This window comes from Mesorhizobium sp. WSM4814 (genome assembly GCF_055811595.1).
Genome location: NZ_JBVVQT010000006.1, coordinates 61,911 through 82,354, shown reverse-complemented (window position 1 = coordinate 82,354; position 20,444 = coordinate 61,911). Strand labels below are relative to the sequence as shown.

17 protein-coding genes are annotated in these 20,444 nt (G+C 64.2%); 7 read left to right on the top strand and 10 right to left on the bottom strand.

Features of this window, described 5'->3' with window-relative positions:
• Nucleotides 1-38: 38 nt before the first annotated feature.
• Genes AC0L2V_RS12370 through AC0L2V_RS12360 form a run of 3 tightly spaced genes read right to left on the bottom strand, consistent with a single transcriptional unit; the run spans nucleotide 39 to nucleotide 2,397 of the window.
• On the bottom strand, nucleotides 39-941 hold the full coding sequence (locus tag AC0L2V_RS12370) for a histone deacetylase family protein (RefSeq protein ID WP_473510132.1): 903 nt from the start codon (nucleotides 939-941) through the stop codon (nucleotides 39-41).
• A 32-nt stretch (nucleotides 942-973) separates the two neighbouring features.
• On the bottom strand, nucleotides 974-2,050 hold the full coding sequence (locus tag AC0L2V_RS12365) for a quinone-dependent dihydroorotate dehydrogenase (RefSeq protein ID WP_473510131.1): 1,077 nt from the start codon (nucleotides 2,048-2,050) through the stop codon (nucleotides 974-976).
• Nucleotides 2,047-2,397 carry a DUF952 domain-containing protein gene (locus AC0L2V_RS12360; protein WP_473510129.1) on the bottom strand — a complete coding sequence of 117 codons (351 nt, stop codon included), beginning with the start codon at nucleotides 2,395-2,397 and terminating at the stop codon, nucleotides 2,047-2,049. Before AC0L2V_RS12360 ends, AC0L2V_RS12365 begins: the two co-directional genes overlap by 4 nt.
• 173 nt (nucleotides 2,398-2,570) lie before the next feature.
• On the opposite strand from AC0L2V_RS12360, the gene AC0L2V_RS12355 reads away from it, so the two are divergent.
• Both AC0L2V_RS12355 and AC0L2V_RS12350 read left to right on the top strand, forming a co-directional pair.
• Nucleotides 2,571-3,008, top strand: coding sequence for a hypothetical protein (locus AC0L2V_RS12355; protein WP_128169125.1), 438 nt, complete (start codon nucleotides 2,571-2,573; stop codon nucleotides 3,006-3,008).
• A gap of 125 nt (nucleotides 3,009-3,133) precedes the next feature.
• Nucleotides 3,134-3,793 (top strand): response regulator transcription factor, encoded by a 660-nt coding sequence (locus tag AC0L2V_RS12350; RefSeq protein ID WP_287055843.1) that lies wholly within the window; start codon nucleotides 3,134-3,136, stop codon nucleotides 3,791-3,793.
• A gap of 9 nt (nucleotides 3,794-3,802) precedes the next feature.
• On the opposite strand, the gene AC0L2V_RS12345 is transcribed toward AC0L2V_RS12350, so the two are convergent.
• Nucleotides 3,803-7,291, bottom strand: a complete 3,489-nt coding sequence (locus AC0L2V_RS12345) for a hybrid sensor histidine kinase/response regulator (protein ID WP_473510359.1) — start codon at nucleotides 7,289-7,291, stop codon at nucleotides 3,803-3,805.
• 247 nt (nucleotides 7,292-7,538) lie between these two features.
• On the opposite strand from AC0L2V_RS12345, the gene mscL reads away from it, so the two are divergent.
• Nucleotides 7,539-7,961, top strand: a complete 423-nt coding sequence (gene mscL, locus AC0L2V_RS12340; RefSeq protein ID WP_023803298.1) for a large conductance mechanosensitive channel protein MscL — start codon at nucleotides 7,539-7,541, stop codon at nucleotides 7,959-7,961.
• A 112-nt stretch (nucleotides 7,962-8,073) separates the two neighbouring features.
• The gene (locus AC0L2V_RS12335) at nucleotides 8,074-9,240 is read left to right on the top strand and encodes a pyridoxal phosphate-dependent aminotransferase (protein ID WP_128185244.1); all 1,167 of its coding nucleotides are present in this window, start codon (nucleotides 8,074-8,076) and stop codon (nucleotides 9,238-9,240) included.
• Between the two features lie 110 nt (nucleotides 9,241-9,350).
• On the opposite strand, the gene hemA is transcribed toward AC0L2V_RS12335, so the two are convergent.
• Nucleotides 9,351-10,628 (bottom strand): 5-aminolevulinate synthase, encoded by a 1,278-nt coding sequence (gene hemA / locus AC0L2V_RS12330; RefSeq protein ID WP_077376755.1) that lies wholly within the window; start codon nucleotides 10,626-10,628, stop codon nucleotides 9,351-9,353.
• Between the two features lie 281 nt (nucleotides 10,629-10,909).
• Here hemA and galE point away from each other — a divergent pair, with 281 nt between their 5' ends.
• The 3 genes from galE (at nucleotide 10,910) to AC0L2V_RS12315 (ending at nucleotide 15,169) form a co-directional block, all read left to right on the top strand.
• A complete protein-coding gene (gene galE / locus AC0L2V_RS12325; protein WP_473520206.1) occupies nucleotides 10,910-11,905 on the top strand; it encodes a UDP-glucose 4-epimerase GalE in 996 nt (331 codons plus the stop codon).
• Nucleotides 11,906-12,018: 113 nt separating this feature from the next.
• A complete protein-coding gene (locus AC0L2V_RS12320) occupies nucleotides 12,019-13,269 on the top strand; it encodes a D-amino acid dehydrogenase (protein WP_473510125.1) in 1,251 nt (416 codons plus the stop codon).
• 73 nt (nucleotides 13,270-13,342) lie between these two features.
• On the top strand, nucleotides 13,343-15,169 hold the full coding sequence (locus AC0L2V_RS12315) for an alanine racemase (RefSeq protein WP_473510124.1): 1,827 nt from the start codon (nucleotides 13,343-13,345) through the stop codon (nucleotides 15,167-15,169).
• On the opposite strand, the gene AC0L2V_RS12310 is transcribed toward AC0L2V_RS12315, so the two are convergent.
• Genes AC0L2V_RS12310 through AC0L2V_RS12290 form a run of 5 tightly spaced genes read right to left on the bottom strand, consistent with a single transcriptional unit; the run spans nucleotide 15,170 to nucleotide 20,367 of the window.
• The gene (locus AC0L2V_RS12310) at nucleotides 15,170-16,540 is read right to left on the bottom strand and encodes an FGGY-family carbohydrate kinase (RefSeq protein WP_473520205.1); all 1,371 of its coding nucleotides are present in this window, start codon (nucleotides 16,538-16,540) and stop codon (nucleotides 15,170-15,172) included.
• On the bottom strand, nucleotides 16,537-16,854 hold the full coding sequence (gene rhaM, locus AC0L2V_RS12305; protein ID WP_473510120.1) for an L-rhamnose mutarotase: 318 nt from the start codon (nucleotides 16,852-16,854) through the stop codon (nucleotides 16,537-16,539). Before rhaM ends, AC0L2V_RS12310 begins: the two co-directional genes overlap by 4 nt.
• A complete protein-coding gene (locus AC0L2V_RS12300; RefSeq protein ID WP_023803290.1) occupies nucleotides 16,854-17,855 on the bottom strand; it encodes an ABC transporter permease in 1,002 nt (333 codons plus the stop codon). The genes rhaM and AC0L2V_RS12300 overlap by 1 nt, the downstream gene beginning before the upstream one ends.
• Nucleotides 17,852-18,829: an ABC transporter permease gene (locus tag AC0L2V_RS12295; RefSeq protein WP_473510119.1), complete on the bottom strand. Its 978-nt coding sequence runs from the start codon at nucleotides 18,827-18,829 to the stop codon at nucleotides 17,852-17,854. Before AC0L2V_RS12295 ends, AC0L2V_RS12300 begins: the two co-directional genes overlap by 4 nt.
• Nucleotides 18,826-20,367 carry a sugar ABC transporter ATP-binding protein gene (locus tag AC0L2V_RS12290; RefSeq protein WP_091600245.1) on the bottom strand — a complete coding sequence of 514 codons (1,542 nt, stop codon included), beginning with the start codon at nucleotides 20,365-20,367 and terminating at the stop codon, nucleotides 18,826-18,828. Before AC0L2V_RS12290 ends, AC0L2V_RS12295 begins: the two co-directional genes overlap by 4 nt.
• Nucleotides 20,368-20,444 lie beyond the last annotated feature (77 nt).

Sequence of the window (20,444 nt, the reverse complement as noted above, 5' to 3'; positions counted from 1 at the left end):
ATAGCGGAAGCCGGTTCGAGGCCAAAACCGTAAGGCGGTTAGGCGAAGCCTGAGGCCGTTTCGAACAGGATCGCGTGGCGCGCGGCCAAAGCCGCCACGTCAGTCGAATAGCCGCCGCCGATAACGCCGCAGACCGGGATGCCGAGCGCGCGGAAATGACGGATCACCATGTCGTCGCGCGCACGCAGCCCGTCGTTCGACAGCGACAACCTGCCGAGCCGGTCCTCGGCATGAACGTCGACCCCGGCATTGTAGAAAACGATGTCCCAGCGCGCCCTGGCGGTGAGTTCCGGCAGGATGCCGCCCAACCTTTCGAGATAGGCCGCATCGCCGATGCCGTCGGGCAGGGCGATATCGAGGTCGGAAGCGATCTTGCGCGTCGGATAGTTACGATCGCCATGCATGGAAAAGGTGAAAACGCGCCGTTCAGCGCCCAAAATGTCGGCCGTGCCGTCACCCTGATGCACGTCGAGATCGACGATCAGGATATTGTCGGCGACGGCTTCGGCAAGCAGCACCAGTGAAGCCACCGCAACATCATTGAAGGTGCAGAAGCCGGCGCCTTGCGCGCGCCGCGCATGATGGCTGCCGCCGGCGGTATTGCAGGCGATGCCGTTCAGCAACGCCAGCCGCGCCGCCAGCACGGTGCCACCCGTTGCGAGCTGCGCCCTGAGCGAGACGCGCGGGCCTACCGGAAAGCCGATCTCGCGCTCGATTTTTTCTGGCACTTCGCAGGCCAGCACCTGGTCGACATAGCCGGCGGCATGGGCAAGCTTCAGCCATGATGCCGGCGCCGGCTCGGGCATGTTGAGCGCGGCGTGGCCGGCCAGTCCGCGCGCGCCCAAGGCTTCCATCAGCAGCTTGTATTTGCTCATCGGAAAACGATGATTGACGGCAAAACCGGCGTCGTAGTCGGGATGATGAACGATCTGCAGGGGCATGAGCGGCAGGTGCTTTTTAGGGCGACTTCGGGTTAGAGCGGCTTGGACGCCCATCGCTCGAGACTGGTATCGCGCAACTCGCGCAGTGATTTGAGCCGTTGCATGTCGGCGAACCGGGCCATGCCGGCAAGAATGCGGCCCGGCAGTGCCGGCCCGGCATAGATCATGCCGGTATAGAGCTGGACGAGATCGGCGCCGGCGCGGATCTTTTCGAGCGCCGTCTCGGCGGAATCGACGCCGCCGACGCCGATGATGGCGGGGTCCGGGCCAAGCAGTTTGCGCATCTTTGCCAGCACGATCGTCGAGCGCTCGAACAGCGGTTTTCCCGAAAGCCCGCCGGTCTCGCCGGCAAGATCGGCGCTGCGCAGCCGCGGCCGCGCGATGGTGGTGTTGGAGACGATGACGCCGTCTATTGCTTTCTCGGCGACCTCGGCGGCGATGTCCTCCAGTTCGGCCTCGACCAGATCCGGCGCGATCTTCAGAAAGATGACCGGCTGCGCGGCCGCTGCCGCACGTGCGGCCACGACGCGCGACAGCAACTCGCCAAGCTGTTCACGCGCCTGCATGTTGCGCAGGCCCGGCGTGTTCGGCGAGGAGATGTTGATCGTCAGATAGCTGGCGTAGGGCGCAAACCTGGCAACGCCGCGTTCAAAGTCACCGACGCGGTCTGTGCTGTCCTTGTTGGCGCCGATATTGACGCCGACGATGCCGGCGCGGCGCTTGCGGGCGGCAAGCCGTTGTTCGGCGGCCGCGTGACCCTCGTTGTTGAAGCCCAGCCGGTTGATCACCGCGTCGTCTGATGTCAGCCGGAAAATGCGCGGCTTCGGGTTGCCGGCCTGCGGCAGCGGCGTGATCGTGCCGACCTCGGCAAAGCCGAAGCCAAGGCCAAGCAGCGCATCGGGAACCTCGGCGTTCTTGTCGTAGCCGGCGGCCATGCCGAGCGGATTGGGGAAATCGATGCCGCAGACGCTGACTTTCAGCCTGTCGTCGCGCACGGGTCTCCCGCCTATCGGCAGCCCGCATTTCAGCGCCGCGATCGACAGGCCGTGGGCGGCTTCTGGATCGAATGCGAACAGGAACCTCTGGCCGAGCCGGTCGAGCACGCTCATTCGGCCTCCAGCGTCGGGAATTGGTGCAGGCCATCGGTGCCGAGCGGCAATGGTTGCACCCAGACGACGGCGTTGAGGTCGAGCGGGCCGTAAAGATGCGGGAACAGCGCACCACCGCGCGAGACCTCGTATTTCAGCGCATCACCCAGTCTGGCGCCATCGACGGCGACCAGCAGCAGCCCGGTCCGGCCGGCAAAGTGTTTTGCCGCGGTTTCCCTAGCCTGGCCGGCGGTGGAAAAATGAATGAAGCCGTCGGCGACATCGATCGGCGCGCCGGTGAAGCGGCGATTTCTTTCGGCCTCGCGCCACAGCGGTTCAGGTACTATCTTGTAGATAAGCTGAGACATGGTTGCGCTATAGTCCGAACCAATCGTACGGGGAAGAGGCAAGCAGGTTCCGGAAAAGTGTCACACGGTTTTCCGACAGGAACCTGCGTCAAGGTAAAGGCCAGGGTTCTTCCCCATTTCCGGCGCAAACATGCGATAAGATTGCGCTTACTGGCCTATGGAGGACAAACAATATGCGTCCGCAGCACGTCTTGATCCCTGCAGCCCTCGTCTCGCTCGTCGCGGCATCAGCCTTTTCCGAGGAAGCCGACCGCTACCGGTTGGAAAAGTCGGCCACCGGCTATGTCCGCATGGACACGCAGACCGGTGCGATGTCGATCTGTGAGGAGCGTTCCGGCCAGCTCGTCTGCAAGATGGCGGCCGATGAACGCGCCGCCTTCCAGGACGAGATCGACCGGCTGCAAAATTCGGTGAAGGCGCTCGACCAGCGCGTCGTCAAGCTCGAGAACTCGCTTGCCGCCCGCTTTGAGTCGACATTGCCCAGCGAGGAGGATTTCAACAAGACGATGAGCTACATGGAGCGCTTCCTGCGCGGCTTCATGGGCATCGTCAAGGACATGGAAAAGGACAGCGGCGAGGATGGCGCCAAGCCCAATTCGCAAAAAACCTGAGCACCGTTCACCGGGGAAGCCCGGCGCACCGGCTTGCCGCTTGAAAACGGCTGATATCGCCGCATAATCGTTCGACTGATCCCGCAAGAAGCAGACAATCACCAATGGGATTCGGGGAGGGCCATGTGCCGTCAGGCTATACTTTCGTCATCGCTGACGATCATCCGCTTTTTCGCGGCGCGCTGAGAGAGGCGCTTGCCGGCATCGGCGACGTCGCCGGCATTCATGAGGCCGGCGATTTCGAAAGCGCCAAGGCGCTGGTCGTGGCCAATGAGGACGTCGATCTGGTGCTGCTCGACCTGTCGATGCCGGGCGCGAGCGGCCTTTCCGGCCTGATCTCGCTGCGCGGCATCCATCCGACAGTGCCGCTGGTGGTGGTGTCGGCGCATGACGATCCGGTGACCATCCGGCGCGCGCTCGACCTTGGCGCTTCGGGTTTCATCTCCAAATCGGCCAGCATGGACGAGATCCGCAGCGCCGTGCAGTCGGTGCTTGCCGGCGACATCGCTGCGCCCACCGGCATCGATCTCGGCGTCGAGCGCGATCCCGAGATATCCGATCTGATCAAGCGGCTGCAGACGCTGACGCCGCAGCAGACGCGCGTGCTCGGCATGCTGGCCGAAGGTCTGCTCAACAAGCAGATCGCCTACGAGCTCGGTGTCTCCGAAGCGACGATCAAGGCGCATGTCTCGGCCATTCTGCAGAAGCTTGGCGTCGACAGCCGCACCCAGGCGGTGATCCTGCTGTCCAAGATCGGCAGCGACCCGCTGGCGGCGGCCGGCTGACCTCCGGCGCTACTCGGCTGCCGACGCCAGCGGTCTGACCCTCGCCATCATCGAGCGCAGCACCGCTGGTTTGAGCGGCTTGTTGATCACCGGCACGTCGAGCCTGCCGGCGCTGGCGCGCACCTCGCTCGAGCGGTCGGCGGTGACCAGCACCGCCGGCATGTCATGGCCATGGATAGCGCGCAGTTTGGCGATGGCGTCAAGGCCGGTCTCGCCGTCGAGATGATAGTCGGCAAGCACGATGTCGGGCCGACGCATGCCGGACCCCTCCAGATCCCTCGAGCCGGCAAACGTGTCGACGCTGCAGCCCCAGCCTTCGAGCAGCAGCCGCATGCCGTCGAGGATGCGGGCGTCGTTGTCGATGCAGAGCACGCGGAGCCCGGCAAGCGAAGCAGCCGTGCGGACCGGCGCCTTGGCCTCGATCTCGCGCCGCGGCTCCTGCACTGCCGCGACCGGCAGGACGACGGAAAAGCGTGTGCCCTTGCTCGGGCTTGAAAATATCTGGAGTTCGAGGCGCAAGACACGAGCGATGCGGTCGACGATCGAAAGGCCGAGCCCCAGGCCTTCGGCTTCGCGGGCGCCCTCATCGAGCCGGGTGAATTCGTGAAAGACCGTGTTCAGCTTGTCGGCGGCAATGCCGATGCCGGTGTCGATCACCTGTATCTCGGCCAGTTCGCCGCGCCGCCGCACGCCGACCAGGATGCGGCCATGGCGGGTGTATTTGATGGCATTGGATACGAGGTTCTGGATCAGGCGGCGCAACAGATTGCGGTCAGTCGTCACGCTGAGCGACGATGGCATGATCGTCAGGCTGAGTTTCTTCTCGGCGGCAAGCGGCTGAAAGTCGTTGCCGATCTGGCGCAGCAGTCCGTCCAGGCTGAAGGCCGTGTCGTCCGGTTTCATCGCGCCGGCGTCGAGACGGGAAATGTCGAGGACTGCGCCGAGAATGGTCTCGACCGATTCCAGCGAGGATTCGATGTTGATCGCGGCCTTGCCCGCAGGTCCCTTGCCGGCCTTTTCGATCAGCGACGAGCAATAGAGACGAGCAGCGTTCAGCGGTTGCAGGATGTCATGGCCGGCGGCAGCGAGGAAGCGGGTCTTGCCGAGATTGGCCTCCTCCGCCAGCATCTGCGCCTGTGCCAGCTCCTCGTTGACGCGGGTCAGTTCGACGGTGCGGTTCTTGACGCGCTGTTCGAGCGTTTCATTGGCGCGCTTCAGCGCCAGGTCCTGCTCGACGCGCCCGGAAATGTCGGCATAGGTGGCAACGATGCCGCCATCCGGCATCGGGTTGGAGCGCAATTCCAGGATGCGGCCGCTGGTCTTCAGCTCCATCTGCCAGGGGCTGACGAAGCTGGTGAGGCGGTTGAGCATCGCCACCCGCTGGTCGGCCGGAATATCGCCGCGCTCGGCAAGGTGGCGCAGGATGCGATCGAGCGAGACGCCGACCTGGCCCATCTCGTCGGGCAGGTCGAACAGCGCCCGATATTGGCGGTTCCAGCAGATCAGCCGGAAATCCCTGTCGAAGACGGTGATGCCCTGTCCCATCTGGTCGAGCGCGATCTGCAGCAGGTCGCGGTTGTGCTGCAGCGCTTCGGTGGCGTCGTCGAGCAGGCGAAAGGCGTCCTTCGCCTCTCGATCATTGCGGCGCAGCAGCAGCGACAGGATGAGCCGCGCCGAAGAGGAGCCGACGGCACTTGCCAGAAGCTGCTCGGAGAAACGGATGACGTCCATGCTGGCCTGCTCGTTGCCGTGCAGCGAAGCGCCGTTGCTCTTTTCGAACGACTGAAACGACCGTTCAGTGCGTTCGACGCCGAGATAGCGCGCGATGGTGTCCTTGAGGTCGTTGACGGTGACGGTGGTGCGGAAGCGGCGCAGGCTCGGCATCGGGCTCGCCTCGCGCGGCACGAAAATCGACGCCTGGATGCGCTCCAGCGGCACCGACGCGCGCGACAGCGAGCCTAGCACGAAGAACAGAGTGTTGACCGACAGGCTCCACAGGACACCGTGGTTCAGCGGCTCGGCGACGGTGCCGAACAATGCTTGCGGCCGCAACGCTTCGAAACCGAACAGGCCGTGGACGACGATGCCGGTATCGGACGCGGCGAGCGAAGGAAGCAGCAGCGTATAGCTCCAGACGACGATGCCGGCGACCATGCCGAGCGCCGCCCCCCTGCCGTTGGCGCCGCGCCAGATCAGCCCGCCGACCAAGGCCGGCGCGAACTGCGCGATCGCGGCGAACGACATCAGGCCGATCGAGGAGAGCCGCGCGCTGTTGGTGCTCTCGCGATAGTAGAGGAAGGCGACGAACAGCATGATGAAGATCGCCGCCCGTCGCACGTTGAGGATGAGCGCTGACCAGTCCTCGTTCTCGGATGTCGTGGTCTTGAGCAGGCGACGCACAAACAGTGGAATGACGAGATCGTTGGAGATCATGATCGACAGCGCGACGCTTTCGACGATCACCATCGCGGTCGCCGCCGACAGGCCGCCGATGAACGCCGCCATAGCCAACACATCGTGACCGCTGAGCAGCGGCAGCGACAGGACATAGAGGTCGCTGCTGGTCCTGGTGCCGACCAGCGCCAGGCCGGCGAGCGCGATCGGCAGCACGAAAAGGTTGATCGCCACCAGATAGAGCGGAAACACCCATGTCGCGGTGCGCAGTTCGGCCTCGCTGCGGTTCTCGACGATGGTGACATAGAACTGGCGCGGCAGCATGATGATGGCGAAACCGCTCAAACACGTCAGCACCAGCCAGGTTGCGAGCGAGGTGCTGTAGCTCATCGCTTGCTGAACTTGCGAATTCTCGGCGAGCTTGTCGACCATATCGCCCGGGCCGCCGAAGATCAGGAAGGTCACCATCAGGCCGATCGCCAGGAAGGCGGCGAGCTTGACCACAGTTTCGACCGCTACCGCCAGCACCAGCCCGTCCTGGTGTTCGGTGGCGTCGGCGTGGCGCGTGCCGAACAGCACCGCAAATAGCGCAAGCAGCATGGCGACGACCAGCGAGATGTCGCTGACGAATGGATCGAACGAAGGCGGCGAGCCGGTATAATGCTCGACCATCAGGCTGACCGAGCCGGAAATCGCCTTCAACTGCAGTGCCATGTAAGGCACCGCGCCGATCGTCGCGATCAGCGTGGCGATCGCTGCCACGGCAAAACTCTTGCCGTAGCGGGCGCCGAGGAAGTCGGCGATCGAAGTGATCTTCTCTGTCTTGGCCAGCCTGACGATGCGCCGAAGCAGCGGAAAGCCGAACACGAACACCAGCACCGGGCCGATATAGATGCCGAGGAATTCGAGGCCGCGCTCGGAGGAAAGGCCGACCGAACCGAAGAAGGTCCAGGAGGTGCAGTAGATCGCCAGGCTGAGCGCATAGATGAAGGGCCGGGCTCGGTCAGGCCCGGATGTCGTCGAGCGTTGGTCGCCGAGGCTGGCGATGACGAACAGCAACGTCACATAGGCGATCGCGATGATGACGATGAACCAGCCCTGCACGGCCCAAAAATCCTCCCTTGCCGGTTTTTGCATCCGGCCTGCTGAGACGCAATCACAGCTTGGCGATCAAGTCCATCGCGGCTTTCGGCGCAGGATGGCTGCGGCTTCGGGAAATTTTGGCCGGAACCGGTCTTTTGCCGATGCTGCAACCGTAGGTTTTTGCTATTGTGCCAGTGGGGGGAATGAAGCGGGGCCGAACGAAGCGGGCAGAGGCGGCGGCCTGGCCCGTCAGGAGAAGGAGGGTCGGATGCTGAAAGAATTCCAGGAATTCATTTCCAGGGGCAATGTCATGGACCTGGCCGTCGGCGTCATCATCGGCGCCGCCTTCGGCAAGATCGTCGATTCCCTAGTCAACGACATCATCATGCCGATAATCGGGGCGATTTTCGGCGGACTCGACTTCAACAATTATTTCCTGCCCTTGTCCTCAGCGGTCAACGCCACATCGCTGGCGGAAGCCAAGAGGCAGGGCGCAGTCTTCGCCTATGGCAGTTTCATCACCGTGGCGCTGAACTTCATCATCCTCGCCTTCATCATCTTCCTGATGATCAAAGCGGTGAACGATCTGCGCAGGCGGCTGGAGCGTGAGAAGCCCGTTGCGCCTGCTGCCGCTCCGCCGGCCGATGTCGCGCTGCTCACCGAAATTCGCGATCTCCTCGCCAGGAAATAGCGCAGGGGCAAGATCTCTGGACCAAACCCCCGGTCGATTTCGGCCGGGGTTTTCTATTTTCGCCTGTCGCAAAACACGCTAGCTGTCCGGAAGGCGAAAAACGGATCCATCCATGACCCTGATCGAGAATTTGCGCGCCGAGGCCCGGGCCGCGCCCGAAAGCGGCATTGTCGCCGTCATGAACCGCGGCCGCGACCGCGACGGCATGATCCCGCTCTGGGCCGGCGAGGGCGACCTGCCGACGCCCGCCTTCATCACCGATGCCGCTGCCCGGGCGCTGGCCGGCGGCGAAACCTTTTATACCTGGCAGAAAGGCATCCCCGAACTGCGGCAGGCGCTCGCCCGCTATTACATCAGGCATTTCGGCAAGAGCTTCGCCGAGCAAGAATTCATCGTCACCGGCTCTGGCATGCATGCCATCCAGCTGGCGCTCGACGCTGTCGCCGGCAATGGCGACGAGGTCGTCTATCTGTCGCCGGCCTGGCCGAACTTCGCCGCAGCCGCCGGCGTGGCGGGCGCCGTCCCGGTCGCAGTCACGCTCGACCAGTCCGGCAATGGCTGGTCCTGCGACATCGGCAAGATCGAGGCGGCGATCACGCCAAGGACAAAGGCGCTGTTCGTCAACACACCGTCCAACCCGACCGGTTGGACCGCCGACAGGCAGACGCTGCAGGCGATCCTCGACCTTGCCCGCGAACGGGGGCTGTGGATCATCGCCGACGAGATCTATTCGCTGTTCCACTACGGCGACAGCCGCGCGCCGTCCTTCATCGACATCATGGCCGACGAGGATCGCATCCTGTTCGTCAACAGTTTTTCCAAGAACTGGTCGATGACCGGCTGGCGGGTCGGCTGGATCAAGGTCCATCCCTGCCTGCAGCAGGTGTTCGAGAACCTGGTCCAGTATTCGACCTCCGGCGTTGCCCAGTTCATGCAGCGCGGCGCCGTCGTCGCGCTCGACGAAGGCGACGCCTTCATCGTCGAGCAGGTGGAGCGGGCGAGGGCGGCGCGTGACCTGGTCTGCGGCATCCTGGCTGCGACCGGCAGGGCACGCTTTACCGTGCCGCAGGGCGCGTTCTATCTGTTCTTCGCAGTCGACGGCATCACGGATTCACGCGCCGCCGCCTTCGACATCGTCGACCGCGCCAATGTCGGCCTAGCGCCCGGAACCGCATTCGGTCCCGGCGGCGAAGCCTTCCTCAGGCTATGCTTCCACCGCCGCCTCGACCAGCTCGAGGAGGCCGCGCACCGGCTGGCGAAGTGGATGAAAAGTGTGTGAGGTTGTTGAGGTCCGCGCCAAGCCGGACAGCTGCGAACCGTTGCACTCCTTGGCCGCGCCGCGTCGCTTCGCTCCTTGCTACGCCCTAGGAAGACGAAGGTAGCGGAAGCTCAGCCGCCGGACTTCGGCACCAGCAGCGGAATGACGCGGTCGCTTTCCCTCACCGCCGGCCGGCCCGCAGAACCGTAAGAGATGCCCAAGGCATCCCAGGTCTCGACCAGCGCGTCCTGAAGCGCCGCGATCAGCTGATCCGAATGGAATGGCGTCGGGGTGATGCGCAGCCGTTCGGTGCCGCGCGGCACGGTCGGGTAGTTGATCGGCTGGATGTAGATGCCGTGGACGCCGAGCAGGCGGTCGCTGGCCATCTTGCACAGTTCGGGATCGCCGACGAGCAGCGGCACGATGTGGGTAGCGGAGTCCATCACCGGCAGGCCCGCGGCGGTAAGAACCTGCTTCGTCCGCGTCGCCTGGCGCTGCTGCGCGGCGCGTTCGGCCTGTGAGCGCTTGAGATGGCGGATCGACGTGGTCGCCGCGGCGGCAATGGCCGGCGGCAGCGCCGTGGTGAAGATGAAGCCCGGCGCATAGGAGCGCACGGCATCGATCACCGCACTTGTGCCGGTGATATAGCCGCCGAGCGTGCCGAACGCCTTGGCCAGCGTGCCTTCGATGATGTCGATACGGTCGGCCAGCCCTTCGCGCTCGGTGATGCCGCCGCCGCGCGGTCCGTACATGCCGACGGCATGCACCTCGTCGATATAGGTCATGGCGTTGTAGCGCTCGGCAAGTTCGACGATCTGTTTGATCGGCGCGATATCGCCATCCATCGAATAGACGCTCTCGAAGACGATCAACTTGGCGCGCTCGCGGCCCGCCGCCTGCAGCAGGCTTTCGAGATGCGCAACGTCGTTGTGGCGGAAGATCTTCTTCTCGGCGCCCGAACGCCGCACGCCCTCGATCATCGAGGCGTGGTTCAACTCGTCCGAGACGATCAGGCAGTTGGGCAGCAGCCGCGCAATGGTCGAGATCGAAGCTTCGTTGGAGACGAAGCCGGAGGTAAAGACGAGCGCGGCTTCCTTGTCGTGCAGGTCGGCCAGTTCCAGTTCGAGCTCGACCAGCGGATTGCTGGTGCCGGAGATGTTGCGGGTGCCACCGGCGCCGGATCCCATCTTGCCGGCGGCGTTCTGCATCGCGGCGATGACGTCGGGATGCTGGCCCATGCCGAGATAGTCGTTGGAGCACCAGACGGTGATTTCCTGGGCGCGGCCGTTGGCGCGCCAGATGGCGCGTGGGAAGTTCCCCACGATGCGCTCGAGGTCGGCGAAGATGCGATAGCGACGCTCGGCGTGGAGCTGGTCGATCGCGTCTTCGAAGAACCGCTGATAGTTCATTTCGGCTTCCCAATTTTTGCGTGGGATCATAATCATTGCCCTATTCGCCGTCTACTTGGCCTTTTTGGTCAAAATGCCACGCCCCAAGCCTGTTCCTAACGGCCACGGATCATGGCCTATTCCCTTGATGTGGATCAATTTTGTTTCAGGACGATGCCATGCGCCGATGAGACTGGTTACCGCAGGCACTGATGGACATGGACTAATGGCCTGGTGGCAGGCTTTCCAGTAAGGCGGGTGTTGAGACAGCTTCCGACAAATCTTGAGCAGCGAGGACACGGATGACGGTTTTGGTGACAGGCGGCGCTGGCTATATCGGCAGCCATATGGTCTGGGAACTGCTGGACGCGGGCGAGAGCGTTGTCGTCCTCGACCGGCTTTCGACCGGCTTCGAATGGGCCGTGGCGCCGGAGGCAAAGCTTGTCGTCGGCGATGTCGCCGACAAGGAGCTGGTCGGCGGGGTCATCCGCGACAATCATGTCGATGCGATCATCCATTTTGCCGGCTCCATCGTGGTTCCCGAATCGGTCGCCGACCCGCTCGGCTATTACGAGAACAACACCTGCAAAACGCGCACACTGATCGAGACCGCGGTGCGCGAAGGCGTGCCCAATTTCATCTTTTCCTCGACCGCCGCCGTCTATGGCGGCGCCGGGCTGGAGCCGGTGCGCGAGGATGCGCGCCTTGCACCGGAATCGCCCTATGGCCTGTCCAAGCTGATGAGCGAATGGATGCTGCGCGACGCCGCAATCGCCCACGGCTTGCGCTATACGGCGTTGCGCTACTTCAACGTCGCCGGCGCCGATCCGAGGGGCCGCGCCGGCCAGTCGACGCCGGGCGCCACGCATCTGATCAAGGTCGCCTGCGAGACGGCGCTCGGCAAGCGGCCCTTCATGGAGGTGTTCGGCACCGACTATCCGACGCCCGACGGCACTTGCATGCGCGACTACATACATGTCAGCGATCTGGCGGCGGCGCATCGGCTGGCGCTGGAACGGCTGCGCGCCGGGGGGAAAAGCCTCGTCGCCAATTGCGGCTACAGCCACGGCTATTCGGTGCTCGAAGTTATCGACAGCGTGCGCCGCGTCTTTGGCCGTGATTTCGACGTACGGATCGGCGAGCGCCGTGCGGGCGACGCGGCGGCGGTGGTCGCCAATTCGGAGCTGGCGCGCCGCGAGCTCGGCTGGATCCCGCAACGCGATGACCTCGACCGGATCGTCGCCGACGCGCTGGCTTGGGAGCGTATCCTGACCGGCAAGAATTCGGCGCGGAGCTGAAGTCCCGGTTTTTCCTCCGTGGGCTCGTAGGTCGAGCGTAGAAGCGCTATTTAAGGAGCTGTGCGGCTGAAACGTGGAGGCGTTTCGGCCGCGTCTGATCCTTTGGGGGCGGCATGAAGATATTGGTCCTTGGCGCGGGCGTCGTCGGCACGGCGGCGGCCTACTATCTGGCGAGCGACGGCCACGAGGTGACCGTGATCGAGCGCCATCCGATGGCGGCGCGAGGCACCAGCCAATCGAATGCGGGCCTGGTGTCGCCCGGCGACGCCACCGCCTGGGCCTCGCCCGCTGCGCTGAGGACGTTTTTGCGCGCGCTCTACAACCACGATCTCGGCATCAAGGTGCGGCTGCGCTTCGATCCTTATTTCTTCGCCTGGAGTCTGCGCTTCCTGCGCCAATGCACGCATGCGCGACTGCGCGCCAACACCGACATCAAGCTGCGCCTGGCGCTTTATTCGCGCGACTGCATCAACGCCATCTCGGCCGACACCGGCATTCACTATGACGAGCGCAAGAAGGGCGTTCTCTATTTCTTCCGCTCGCAGCAGAGTTTTGATACCGGCACCGACAATTACCGCTATCTCGCCGAGCACGGTCTGCCGATCGAGATCGTCGGCCGCGACCGGCTGGTCGAGATCGAGCCCGGCCTTGCCGGGGCCAGGGACAGAATAGCCGGCGGCGTCTATTCGCCGATCGACCAGACCGGCGACTCCAGCCAATTCACCCGAAACCTCGCTGCCTATGCCGCCGAGAAACTCGGCGTCCAGTTCCTCTACGGCACGACGGTCGAAGGCCTCGACATCGAAGGCGATCGGGTGCGCGCGGTGATGACCTCGGCCGGCCCAATAACAGCCGACGCCGTGGTCATCTCGATGGGACCGGAGAGCGGGCTGCTCGGCCGCCGCTACGGCGTCGACCTGCCGGTCTATCCGGTCAAGGGCTATACCGCGACCGTGCCGCTGGAGGACGAGAGCAAGGGCCCGACCATGGGCGGCGCCGACGAGGATCAGCTTATCGGCTATTCCAGGCTCGGCAACCGGCTGCGGCTTGCTTCGACCGCCGAGTTCACCGGCTTCGACCGCAGCCACAAGCCGAGCGATTTCGCCGCCATGTTCAGGACCGGCAAGGAGCTTTTCCCGGGCGCCTTCGACGAGAACAAGGCCGAGCTCTGGGCCGGTCTGCGGCCGATGATGCCGAACTCGGTCCCGGTCATCGGCCGGGCGCGCTACAGCAATCTCTATCTCGATACCGGCCACGGCCATGTCGGCTGGACCATGGCCTGCGGCTCCGGAAAATTCCTTGCCGATGTGGTCGCCGGCCGCAAGCCGGAGATCGACCCGCAAGGGCTGGTCTATGTCAATTGAGGGAGAATTAATCGTCGTGTCGGCACCGGGAAGATAATGCGTCTAATACCGTGCACAAATTCTGAGTAGAAAAATGTCGGGACCGCAAGTCGCCATCGACCTTGGCCGCATCGAGCGCAATGCGCGCACCATCGTCGACCGCTGCGCCCTGTCCGGCATCAGGGTGTTCGGCGTTACCAAGGGCACCTGCGGCATGCCGCAGGTGGCGCGCGCCATGCTGCGCGGCGGCGTCGCCGGCATCGCCGAATCGCGCTTCGAAAACATCCGCCGGCTGCGCGACAGCGGCATCACCGCCCCGATCATGCTGCTGCGCAGTCCGCCGATGGCACGCATCGAGGAGGTTGTGCGCACCGTCGACATCAGCCTGCAATCCGAACTCGCCACCATCCGCGAACTATCGCGCATCGCCGAGCGTATGGACCGCGTCCACGACATCATGCTGATGATCGATCTTGGCGACCTCAGGGAAGGTATCTGGCCGAACGACCTCATTCCGACGGTCGAACAGATACTGGCGCTCAGCGGCGTGCGCATCGCCGGCATCGGCACCAATCTCGGCTGCTTCGGCGCCATCATGCCGACGCAGGAAAATCTCGGACAGCTCGTTGCCCATGCCTACAAGACCGAGCGCCTGTCCGGTGCAAGGCTCGACTGGATCTCGGGCGGCGCGTCATCGTCGCTGACGCTGCTGCTCGAAGGCAGGCTGCCCGCCGGCATCAACAATCTGCGGGTCGGCGAGGCGATCCTGCAGGGTGGCGTCGAGACTTTTCGCGACACGCCATGGGCCGAACTCGAACCCGATGCCTGCCGGCTGACCAGCGACATCATCGAGGTCAAGCTGAAGCCGTCGCGGCCGATCGGCCAATCCGGCTACGACGCTTTCGGCAACCAGCCGGTGTTTGCCGACGATGGCGACCGGTTGCGCGCCATCGCCAATATCGGCCGCGAGGATGTCTTGATCGAAGGTTTGACGCCGATTGCCAAGGGCGTGCGGGTGCTTGGCGCCTCCAGCGACCATCTGCTTCTCGACGTGACCGATGCCGAGCCGCCACCCGCCGTCGGCGATCGTGTCGCCTTCCGCATGAGCTATGGCGCCATGCTGCTGGCAATGACCTCGGAATATGTCGAAAAGGCGCCAATGCACGATGTCGAGGATTTCTCCGGCCGCAAGATGGTGTCGATATCTGCCGAACCGGCGGCGGCCGGCATCCTGGCCAGGGAGGCGACCGGCGCCCGGCTGGAGGCGATGAATTTCGATGTCGTCGAACTGGCCGATATCGAGCGGCCGCCGTCCGGCCTGGTCCGGCTCACCGCCGGCAGCGACCGGCGCATCGCCCACACGGCGCTGACGGCGACCGCGCGGGCGACGCACTCGTTTGGCCTGATCTGGATCGATTCCATCGCTGGGCTGATGCCCGAGGACGAAGACGGCATCGACCTGCCGGAAGCTTCGGTGCTGGCGCGGGCGCTCGGCCTCGATCACAAGCCCGGCGCGCTGCAGCCACAACTGTCGCCGGAAAACGTCGTCATTGTCGGTTTGCGCCATGCAGATCCGGCCGAGGCCCGGGTGCTGAAGGATTCGCGCGTCTGCGCCTTCACCATGACCGACATCGACGCCATGGGCATGCGCGACGTGATGCACGAGGCGATCCGCATCGCCAGCTCCGGCACGCAAGGCTTTCATGTCAGCTATACGCCTGAGGTGACCGAATTCGCCGGCTGGGCGGCAGGCTCCGGCGGCATTACGGTGCGCGAAACGCACCAGGCCATGGAGGCGATCGCGTTGTCCGGCGGGCTGTTGTCGATGGACGTTTCCGGCCTGACATCAGCTCTGGAACCGCGATTGGCGGCGGAAACGGTCAATTTCGTCATGTCGGCGTTTGGCAAGCGGATTTTGTGATCAGCCCTGTGCGTCGACCGCCGCGCGCCATGAACGTGCGTAATCCGCCCAGGCCGGGTCGACCGGCGGTTCGAACCTTTCGCCGGCGCCTTGTACCGTTCCTTGGTCCGACGCCAACAGGGCGGCGCCAATGCTGGTGCCGGTTGCGGCCTCCGACGCGATGACGGCACGCGCCGTCGCTGCAGCGAGCATGCGCGTGAAAAGCCGGTTGCGGGCGAACGGCCCCTCGACGGTCGTCGGGCCGCCGGCGTCGATCAGTTCGAGGCAGGTCGCGGTCATCAGCGCCAGGTAGAAAGAGATGGCGGCAAAGCGCTGGCCGCCGTTGATGCCGTCGGCGTCGAGCCATGCTGCCCTGTGATACGGGAACGGCCCCGAACCCTGTTGGGTCGAAGGCATCAGGGACGTCTTCCGCGCGAGCGCTGTGGCGATATCCGCTTCGGTCCAGTCTTCCGATTGGCCTTCCGTCAGCAGCGAAAACTCACGGCCGCCCATGAAACGCGCCGACGGCACCGGATCACCGAGCGCGTTGACGTTGACGAGCGAGTCGCGGGCCGGGTCGAGCGCGATCTTGTTGCCGCCAACCGCCATCGACACCACCCAGGTGCCGGTCGAGACGACCGAGAACGGCGGCGTATCGGACAGGAGATGCGGCAGCAGCGAGGCGTTGGAATCGTGCAAGCCGCAAAACACCTGCGTTTGCGGATCAAGCCCGGTCCGTATCGCAAGCGCGGGCAGGATCGGGCCAAGGCGATCTTTCGCCGGCCGCACCGGCGCCATCAGATGACGCCATTGCATCTTGTCGACCAGCGACGAAAAATCGGCCTTCCACGGGTTCCACAGATCGGTGTGGCAGCCAAGCGAAGTCACTTCGTTGGCGGCGACGCCGGTCAGGCGCAAGGCCCAGTATTGCGGGTACATCAGCATCGCGGCGGCCTTGGCGAACTCCGCCGGGAAGCGCTTCTGCTGCCAGAACAGCTGCGCGCCGAGATTGAGGCCGACCGGCAGGCGCGGCGTGCCCGTCTCGGCGAAGGCCGGACGGTTCGTATCATAGTCCTCGGCAAGGGTGTCGGGCCCGGCAAATTCATAGTCGAGCACCGGCAGCGCCAACTCGCCGGCAGTGTCCACCAGCACGCCCGTCGCGCCATGGGTGGTGATCGAAATCGCGTCGATGCGCTGTTCGCGATTGATCTCGGCGAGGCTGTCGAGGATGAACGACCACAGAAGCTCGACATCGTGGTGCGGGTAGGGACCGTCAAGGACAGGCGCGTTCGCCATGCGGCGCAGCGCGATTTCGCGTACATCGGCGAGATCGACCAGCGCCACCTTGGCGTTGGTCTTGCCGATATCGATGACGGCGACGTGGCGGGTCATTCCATATGGAACATTGTTTCCAGCGGCACCGCCACCGGCTCGTTATCAGGCCTGGTCTCCATGATGTTGGCCATTTCAGCCCACCAGCGCTGCATCACCTTGTGCTTCGGCAATTCGTCCATGCCGTGGCCGTCGCGCCGCCACAGCACGCCGAACAAGGTGTTGGTCTCATCGTCGAGATGGATCGAATAGTCGGAAACGCCGGCCTGTTTCAGCAGTGCGACCAGCGACGGCCAGATCTCGTCATGACGCCTTTTGTATTCGGCCTTCATGCCGGGATTGAGCTTCATCTTGAACGCGTATTTCTCGGCCATCAGGTAAAACGCTCCCGCCGCACCCGCCGCCAGACGATGGGCAGCGCGATGACGATGATCAGCAGCAGGCCGATGAAGATCGACATGACTATGCCGGGCACATTGAGCAGCCCCAGGCCGAAAGTCACCAGCCCCATGATGAAGGCGGCGAGCACCACGCCCAAAATGCTGCCGGCGCCGCCCAGGATGCTGACGCCACCCAGCACCACCATGGTGATGACTTCCAATTCATAGCCTTGCGCGATCGATGGCCGGGTCGAGCCGAGCCGCGAGGTGATCAGCACCGAGGCGATGCCCGCCATCAGCCCGGTCAGGCAGAACAGGATGAACTTGATGCGGCCGACACGCACGCCGGAAAACTGTGCCGCGACCGGGTTGTTGCCGATGGCGAAGACGCGGCGGCCGAAGCTGGTCCGGTGCAGAAGGAACCAGTAGATGACCGCCGCGACGAGGAACAGCGTCAGCTCGAACGACACCACCCACCAGACATAGCCCTGGCCGAAGAAGGCGAAGCTGGAGGGATAGCCTTTGTAGGCCTGGTCGCCGAGGACGATGAAGGCGATGCCGCGAAACAGGCTCATCGTGCCGATGGTGACGACGATCGACGGCAGGCCGAGCCTGGTGACGAGCAGCCCGTTGAAGGCGCCGCAGCCGAGCCCGACCAGGATGCCGATCGCCACCAGCACCGGCGTGCCGGCGCCGGCCTGCACCGCCATGCCCATCATCGTCGAGGCCAGCGCAATGATGGCGGCGACCGACAGGTCGATCTCTCCGGAAATGATCAGCAGCGCCATGGCGAGCGCGATCAGCGCCTTCTCGGTGAAGTTGAAGGTCAGGTCCGACAGCGACCACGCGTCGAGGAAATAGGGCGAGGCGAAGCTGTTGACGGCAAAGATGGCGACCGCCACCGCGACCAGCAGCGCCTCCCACGAGAAGATCGCCGAGTTGAGCGGCGTGTCGAGCCGGTCGGGAATGTGGCGCGGGGCTGGGGTGTCGGTCATGCCGCTTCCGCCTTCTTGAGGATGATGCGGCCTTGCCGGCGTTCGCCGCGCGCGTTGAGCACCACGGCCAGGATGATGGCGCTGCCCGAAATCGCCATCTGCCAGAACGGCGAGATGTTGATGACCGGCAGCGCGTTGGAGATGATGCCGAGGAACAGCGCGCCAAGCACCGCGCCGCCGACCGAGCCGATGCCGCCGGCGATCGAGATGCCGCCGATGACGCAGGCGGCGATGATGTTGAGCTCGTAGCCATTGGCGACCTCGACCGAGGCGATGACATAGCGCGAGATCCAGAGATAGCCGCACAGACCGGCGGCCATCCCCGAGATGCAGAAGACGATGAACTTGGTGCGGCCGACATCGATGCCGGCGTAGACCGATGCGGTTGGATTGACGCCGATGGCATAGATCGAGCGGCCGAGCGCGGTGCGCGTCATCAACAGGAAGAACAAGGCGATGACCAGTATGGCGATCCACGACAGCACCGGAATGCCGAGAAAGGCCGCACGCTGCAGCCCAATGAAATCAGGGCTCATCTGATCGGCATTGACCCAGGCGCCGCCTGAAATGACGAAGGTGGCGCCGCGATAGATGGTGAGCGTGCCGAGCGTCACCACGATCGAAGGAATGTTCAGGCGCCATACCAAAAAACCGTTGATGGCGCCGAGCACCAGGCCGACCAGAAGTGCGATGACGATCAGCAGCGGGATCGGGATTGCCGGATGCGCTGCGTTCAGCATCGCCACCACCATGCCGGTGAAGCACAGGTTGGAGGCCATCGACAGGTCGATCGAGCGGGTCAGGATCACCACCACCTGCCCCAGCGCCAGGATCATCAGGATCGAGGTGTCGTTGAACACCTGGCGCAGATTGGCCGGATTGGCAAAACCCGGAAAGCGCATCGAGATCAGCCCGATCAGCACGACGATTGCCGCGAGCAGCCAGACTTCGCGATACTTCAGAAAAGCCTTCATGCTGCGATCCCTGCTGCCGTCTTGACCAGCGTCTCGGCGTCGAGCTTCTTGTTGTCATAGATCGAGGCGATGCGGCCCTCGCGCATGACCACAACCCGGTCGGACATGCCAAGGATCTCGGGCAGTTCGGACGACACCATGATCACCGACAACCCTTGAGCGACCAGCTCGGCCATGAAGCCGTGCACGGCGGCCTTCGAGCCGATGTCGATGCCTTTGGTCGGCTCGTCGAGGATGATCACCTTGGGCGCGGTCGCCAGCCATTTGGCGATGACGATCTTCTGCTGGTTGCCGCCCGACAAAGTGCCGACGTCCTGGCTGAGCGAGGCGGCGCGCAGATCGAGCCGCTCGGTATAGGAACGGGCTAGCGCGAACTCTTCGGCCAGCTGCAACACACCTGACTTGGATGTGCGCTTGAGCGAGGGCAGCGAGATATTCTGGAAGATCGGCAGGCCGATCACCACGCCTTGCTTGCCGCGTTCTTCCGGCACGTAAACGATGCCGGCGTCGATCGAATCCGCCGCCGATTTCGGCATGATCGCCTTGCCTTCCAGCGTGATGGTGCCGCTGCTGGTGCGGGTGATGCCTGATATCGCCTGCATCACCTCGCTGCGCCCGGCGCCGACAAGGCCGTAGAAGCCGAGGATCTCGCCTCTGTGCAGCTCGAAGCCGATGTCGTCGAACTCGGTCGGGTGCGACAGGCCGGAGACGGCAAGCACCGGCGCGCCGATCTCGGCCTTGCGCTGCGGAAAGATGTGGTCGACGGCGCGGCCGACCATCATGCGCACGATCTGGCTCTGGCCGGCATCCCTGATCAGGCCTTCGCCGATCATCTCGCCGTCGCGGAACACCGTGTAACGGTCGGCGATGCGATAGATCTCGTCGAACTTGTGGCTGATGAACAGGATCGCCTTGCCTTCGCTCTTCAGGAACTCGACCAGCAAAAACAGCTCCTCGATCTCCTTCAGCGACAGCGCTGCGGTCGGCTCGTCCATAATGACGATCTGGGCGTCGATCGACATGGCGCGGGCGACTGCGACGAGGTGCTTGTTGGCGATGCCGAGATCCTTCAGCCGCGCATCGGCGTCGATGTGGCCGGCGCCCATGGTGTTCAGTACTTCACGGGCATTCTTGCGCATGGTGCGCCAGTCGATGGTGCCGACGCGCGATCGCGGCGCATGGCCGAGAAAGATGTTCTCGGCCACCGTCAGGTCGTCGAACAGCACGGTTTCCTGGTGGATGGCGGTGATGCCGTGCCCGAAGGCGGCATGCGCGCTGGGCAAGGTCACGGCCTGGCCATCGATGCTGATCGTGCCTGTATCAGGCTGGTAGATGCCTGTCATGATCTTGACCAGCGTCGACTTGCCGGCGCCGTTCTCGCCGATCAGCGCGGTCACCTGGCCTGGGTAGAGCGACAGGCTGACATCATGCAGCGCGCGCACGCCGGGAAAACTCTTCGAGATGCCGGCCAGGGTCAGGCGCGGAGCCGCAGCCAAAGGCTGCTCAGTGGTCGGGTCGAGTTGGGCTGTCGTGTCCATAGTCGTATCAAGCCCTTAAGCAAGGTCCGTTTGAGGACGCGGCGGAACTTGAGCTCCGCCGCGCCGGCTTGAAGGGC

Bases quoted from the DNA above. Each gene is read 5' to 3' on its own strand.
- hemA (WP_077376755.1), bottom strand. From the start codon at position 10,628: ATGAACTATCAGCGGTTCTTCGAAGACGCGATCGACCAGCTCCACGCC.
- AC0L2V_RS12300 (WP_023803290.1), bottom strand. From the start codon at position 17,855: ATGACCGACACCCCAGCCCCGCGCCACATTCCCGACCGGCTCGACACG.
- AC0L2V_RS12360 (WP_473510129.1), bottom strand. From the start codon at position 2,397: ATGTCTCAGCTTATCTACAAGATAGTACCTGAACCGCTGTGGCGCGAG.
- AC0L2V_RS12365 (WP_473510131.1), bottom strand. From the start codon at position 2,050: ATGAGCGTGCTCGACCGGCTCGGCCAGAGGTTCCTGTTCGCATTCGAT.
- AC0L2V_RS12370 (WP_473510132.1), bottom strand. From the start codon at position 941: ATGCCCCTGCAGATCGTTCATCATCCCGACTACGACGCCGGTTTTGCC.
- AC0L2V_RS12290 (WP_091600245.1), bottom strand. From the start codon at position 20,367: ATGGACACGACAGCCCAACTCGACCCGACCACTGAGCAGCCTTTGGCT.
- AC0L2V_RS12295 (WP_473510119.1), bottom strand. From the start codon at position 18,829: ATGAAGGCTTTTCTGAAGTATCGCGAAGTCTGGCTGCTCGCGGCAATC.
- mscL (WP_023803298.1), top strand. From the start codon at position 7,539: ATGCTGAAAGAATTCCAGGAATTCATTTCCAGGGGCAATGTCATGGAC.
- rhaM (WP_473510120.1), bottom strand. From the start codon at position 16,854: ATGGCCGAGAAATACGCGTTCAAGATGAAGCTCAATCCCGGCATGAAG.
- galE (WP_473520206.1), top strand. From the start codon at position 10,910: ATGACGGTTTTGGTGACAGGCGGCGCTGGCTATATCGGCAGCCATATG.
- AC0L2V_RS12320 (WP_473510125.1), top strand. From the start codon at position 12,019: ATGAAGATATTGGTCCTTGGCGCGGGCGTCGTCGGCACGGCGGCGGCC.
- AC0L2V_RS12355 (WP_128169125.1), top strand. From the start codon at position 2,571: ATGCGTCCGCAGCACGTCTTGATCCCTGCAGCCCTCGTCTCGCTCGTC.
- AC0L2V_RS12335 (WP_128185244.1), top strand. From the start codon at position 8,074: ATGACCCTGATCGAGAATTTGCGCGCCGAGGCCCGGGCCGCGCCCGAA.
- AC0L2V_RS12310 (WP_473520205.1), bottom strand. From the start codon at position 16,540: ATGACCCGCCACGTCGCCGTCATCGATATCGGCAAGACCAACGCCAAG.
- AC0L2V_RS12315 (WP_473510124.1), top strand. From the start codon at position 13,343: ATGTCGGGACCGCAAGTCGCCATCGACCTTGGCCGCATCGAGCGCAAT.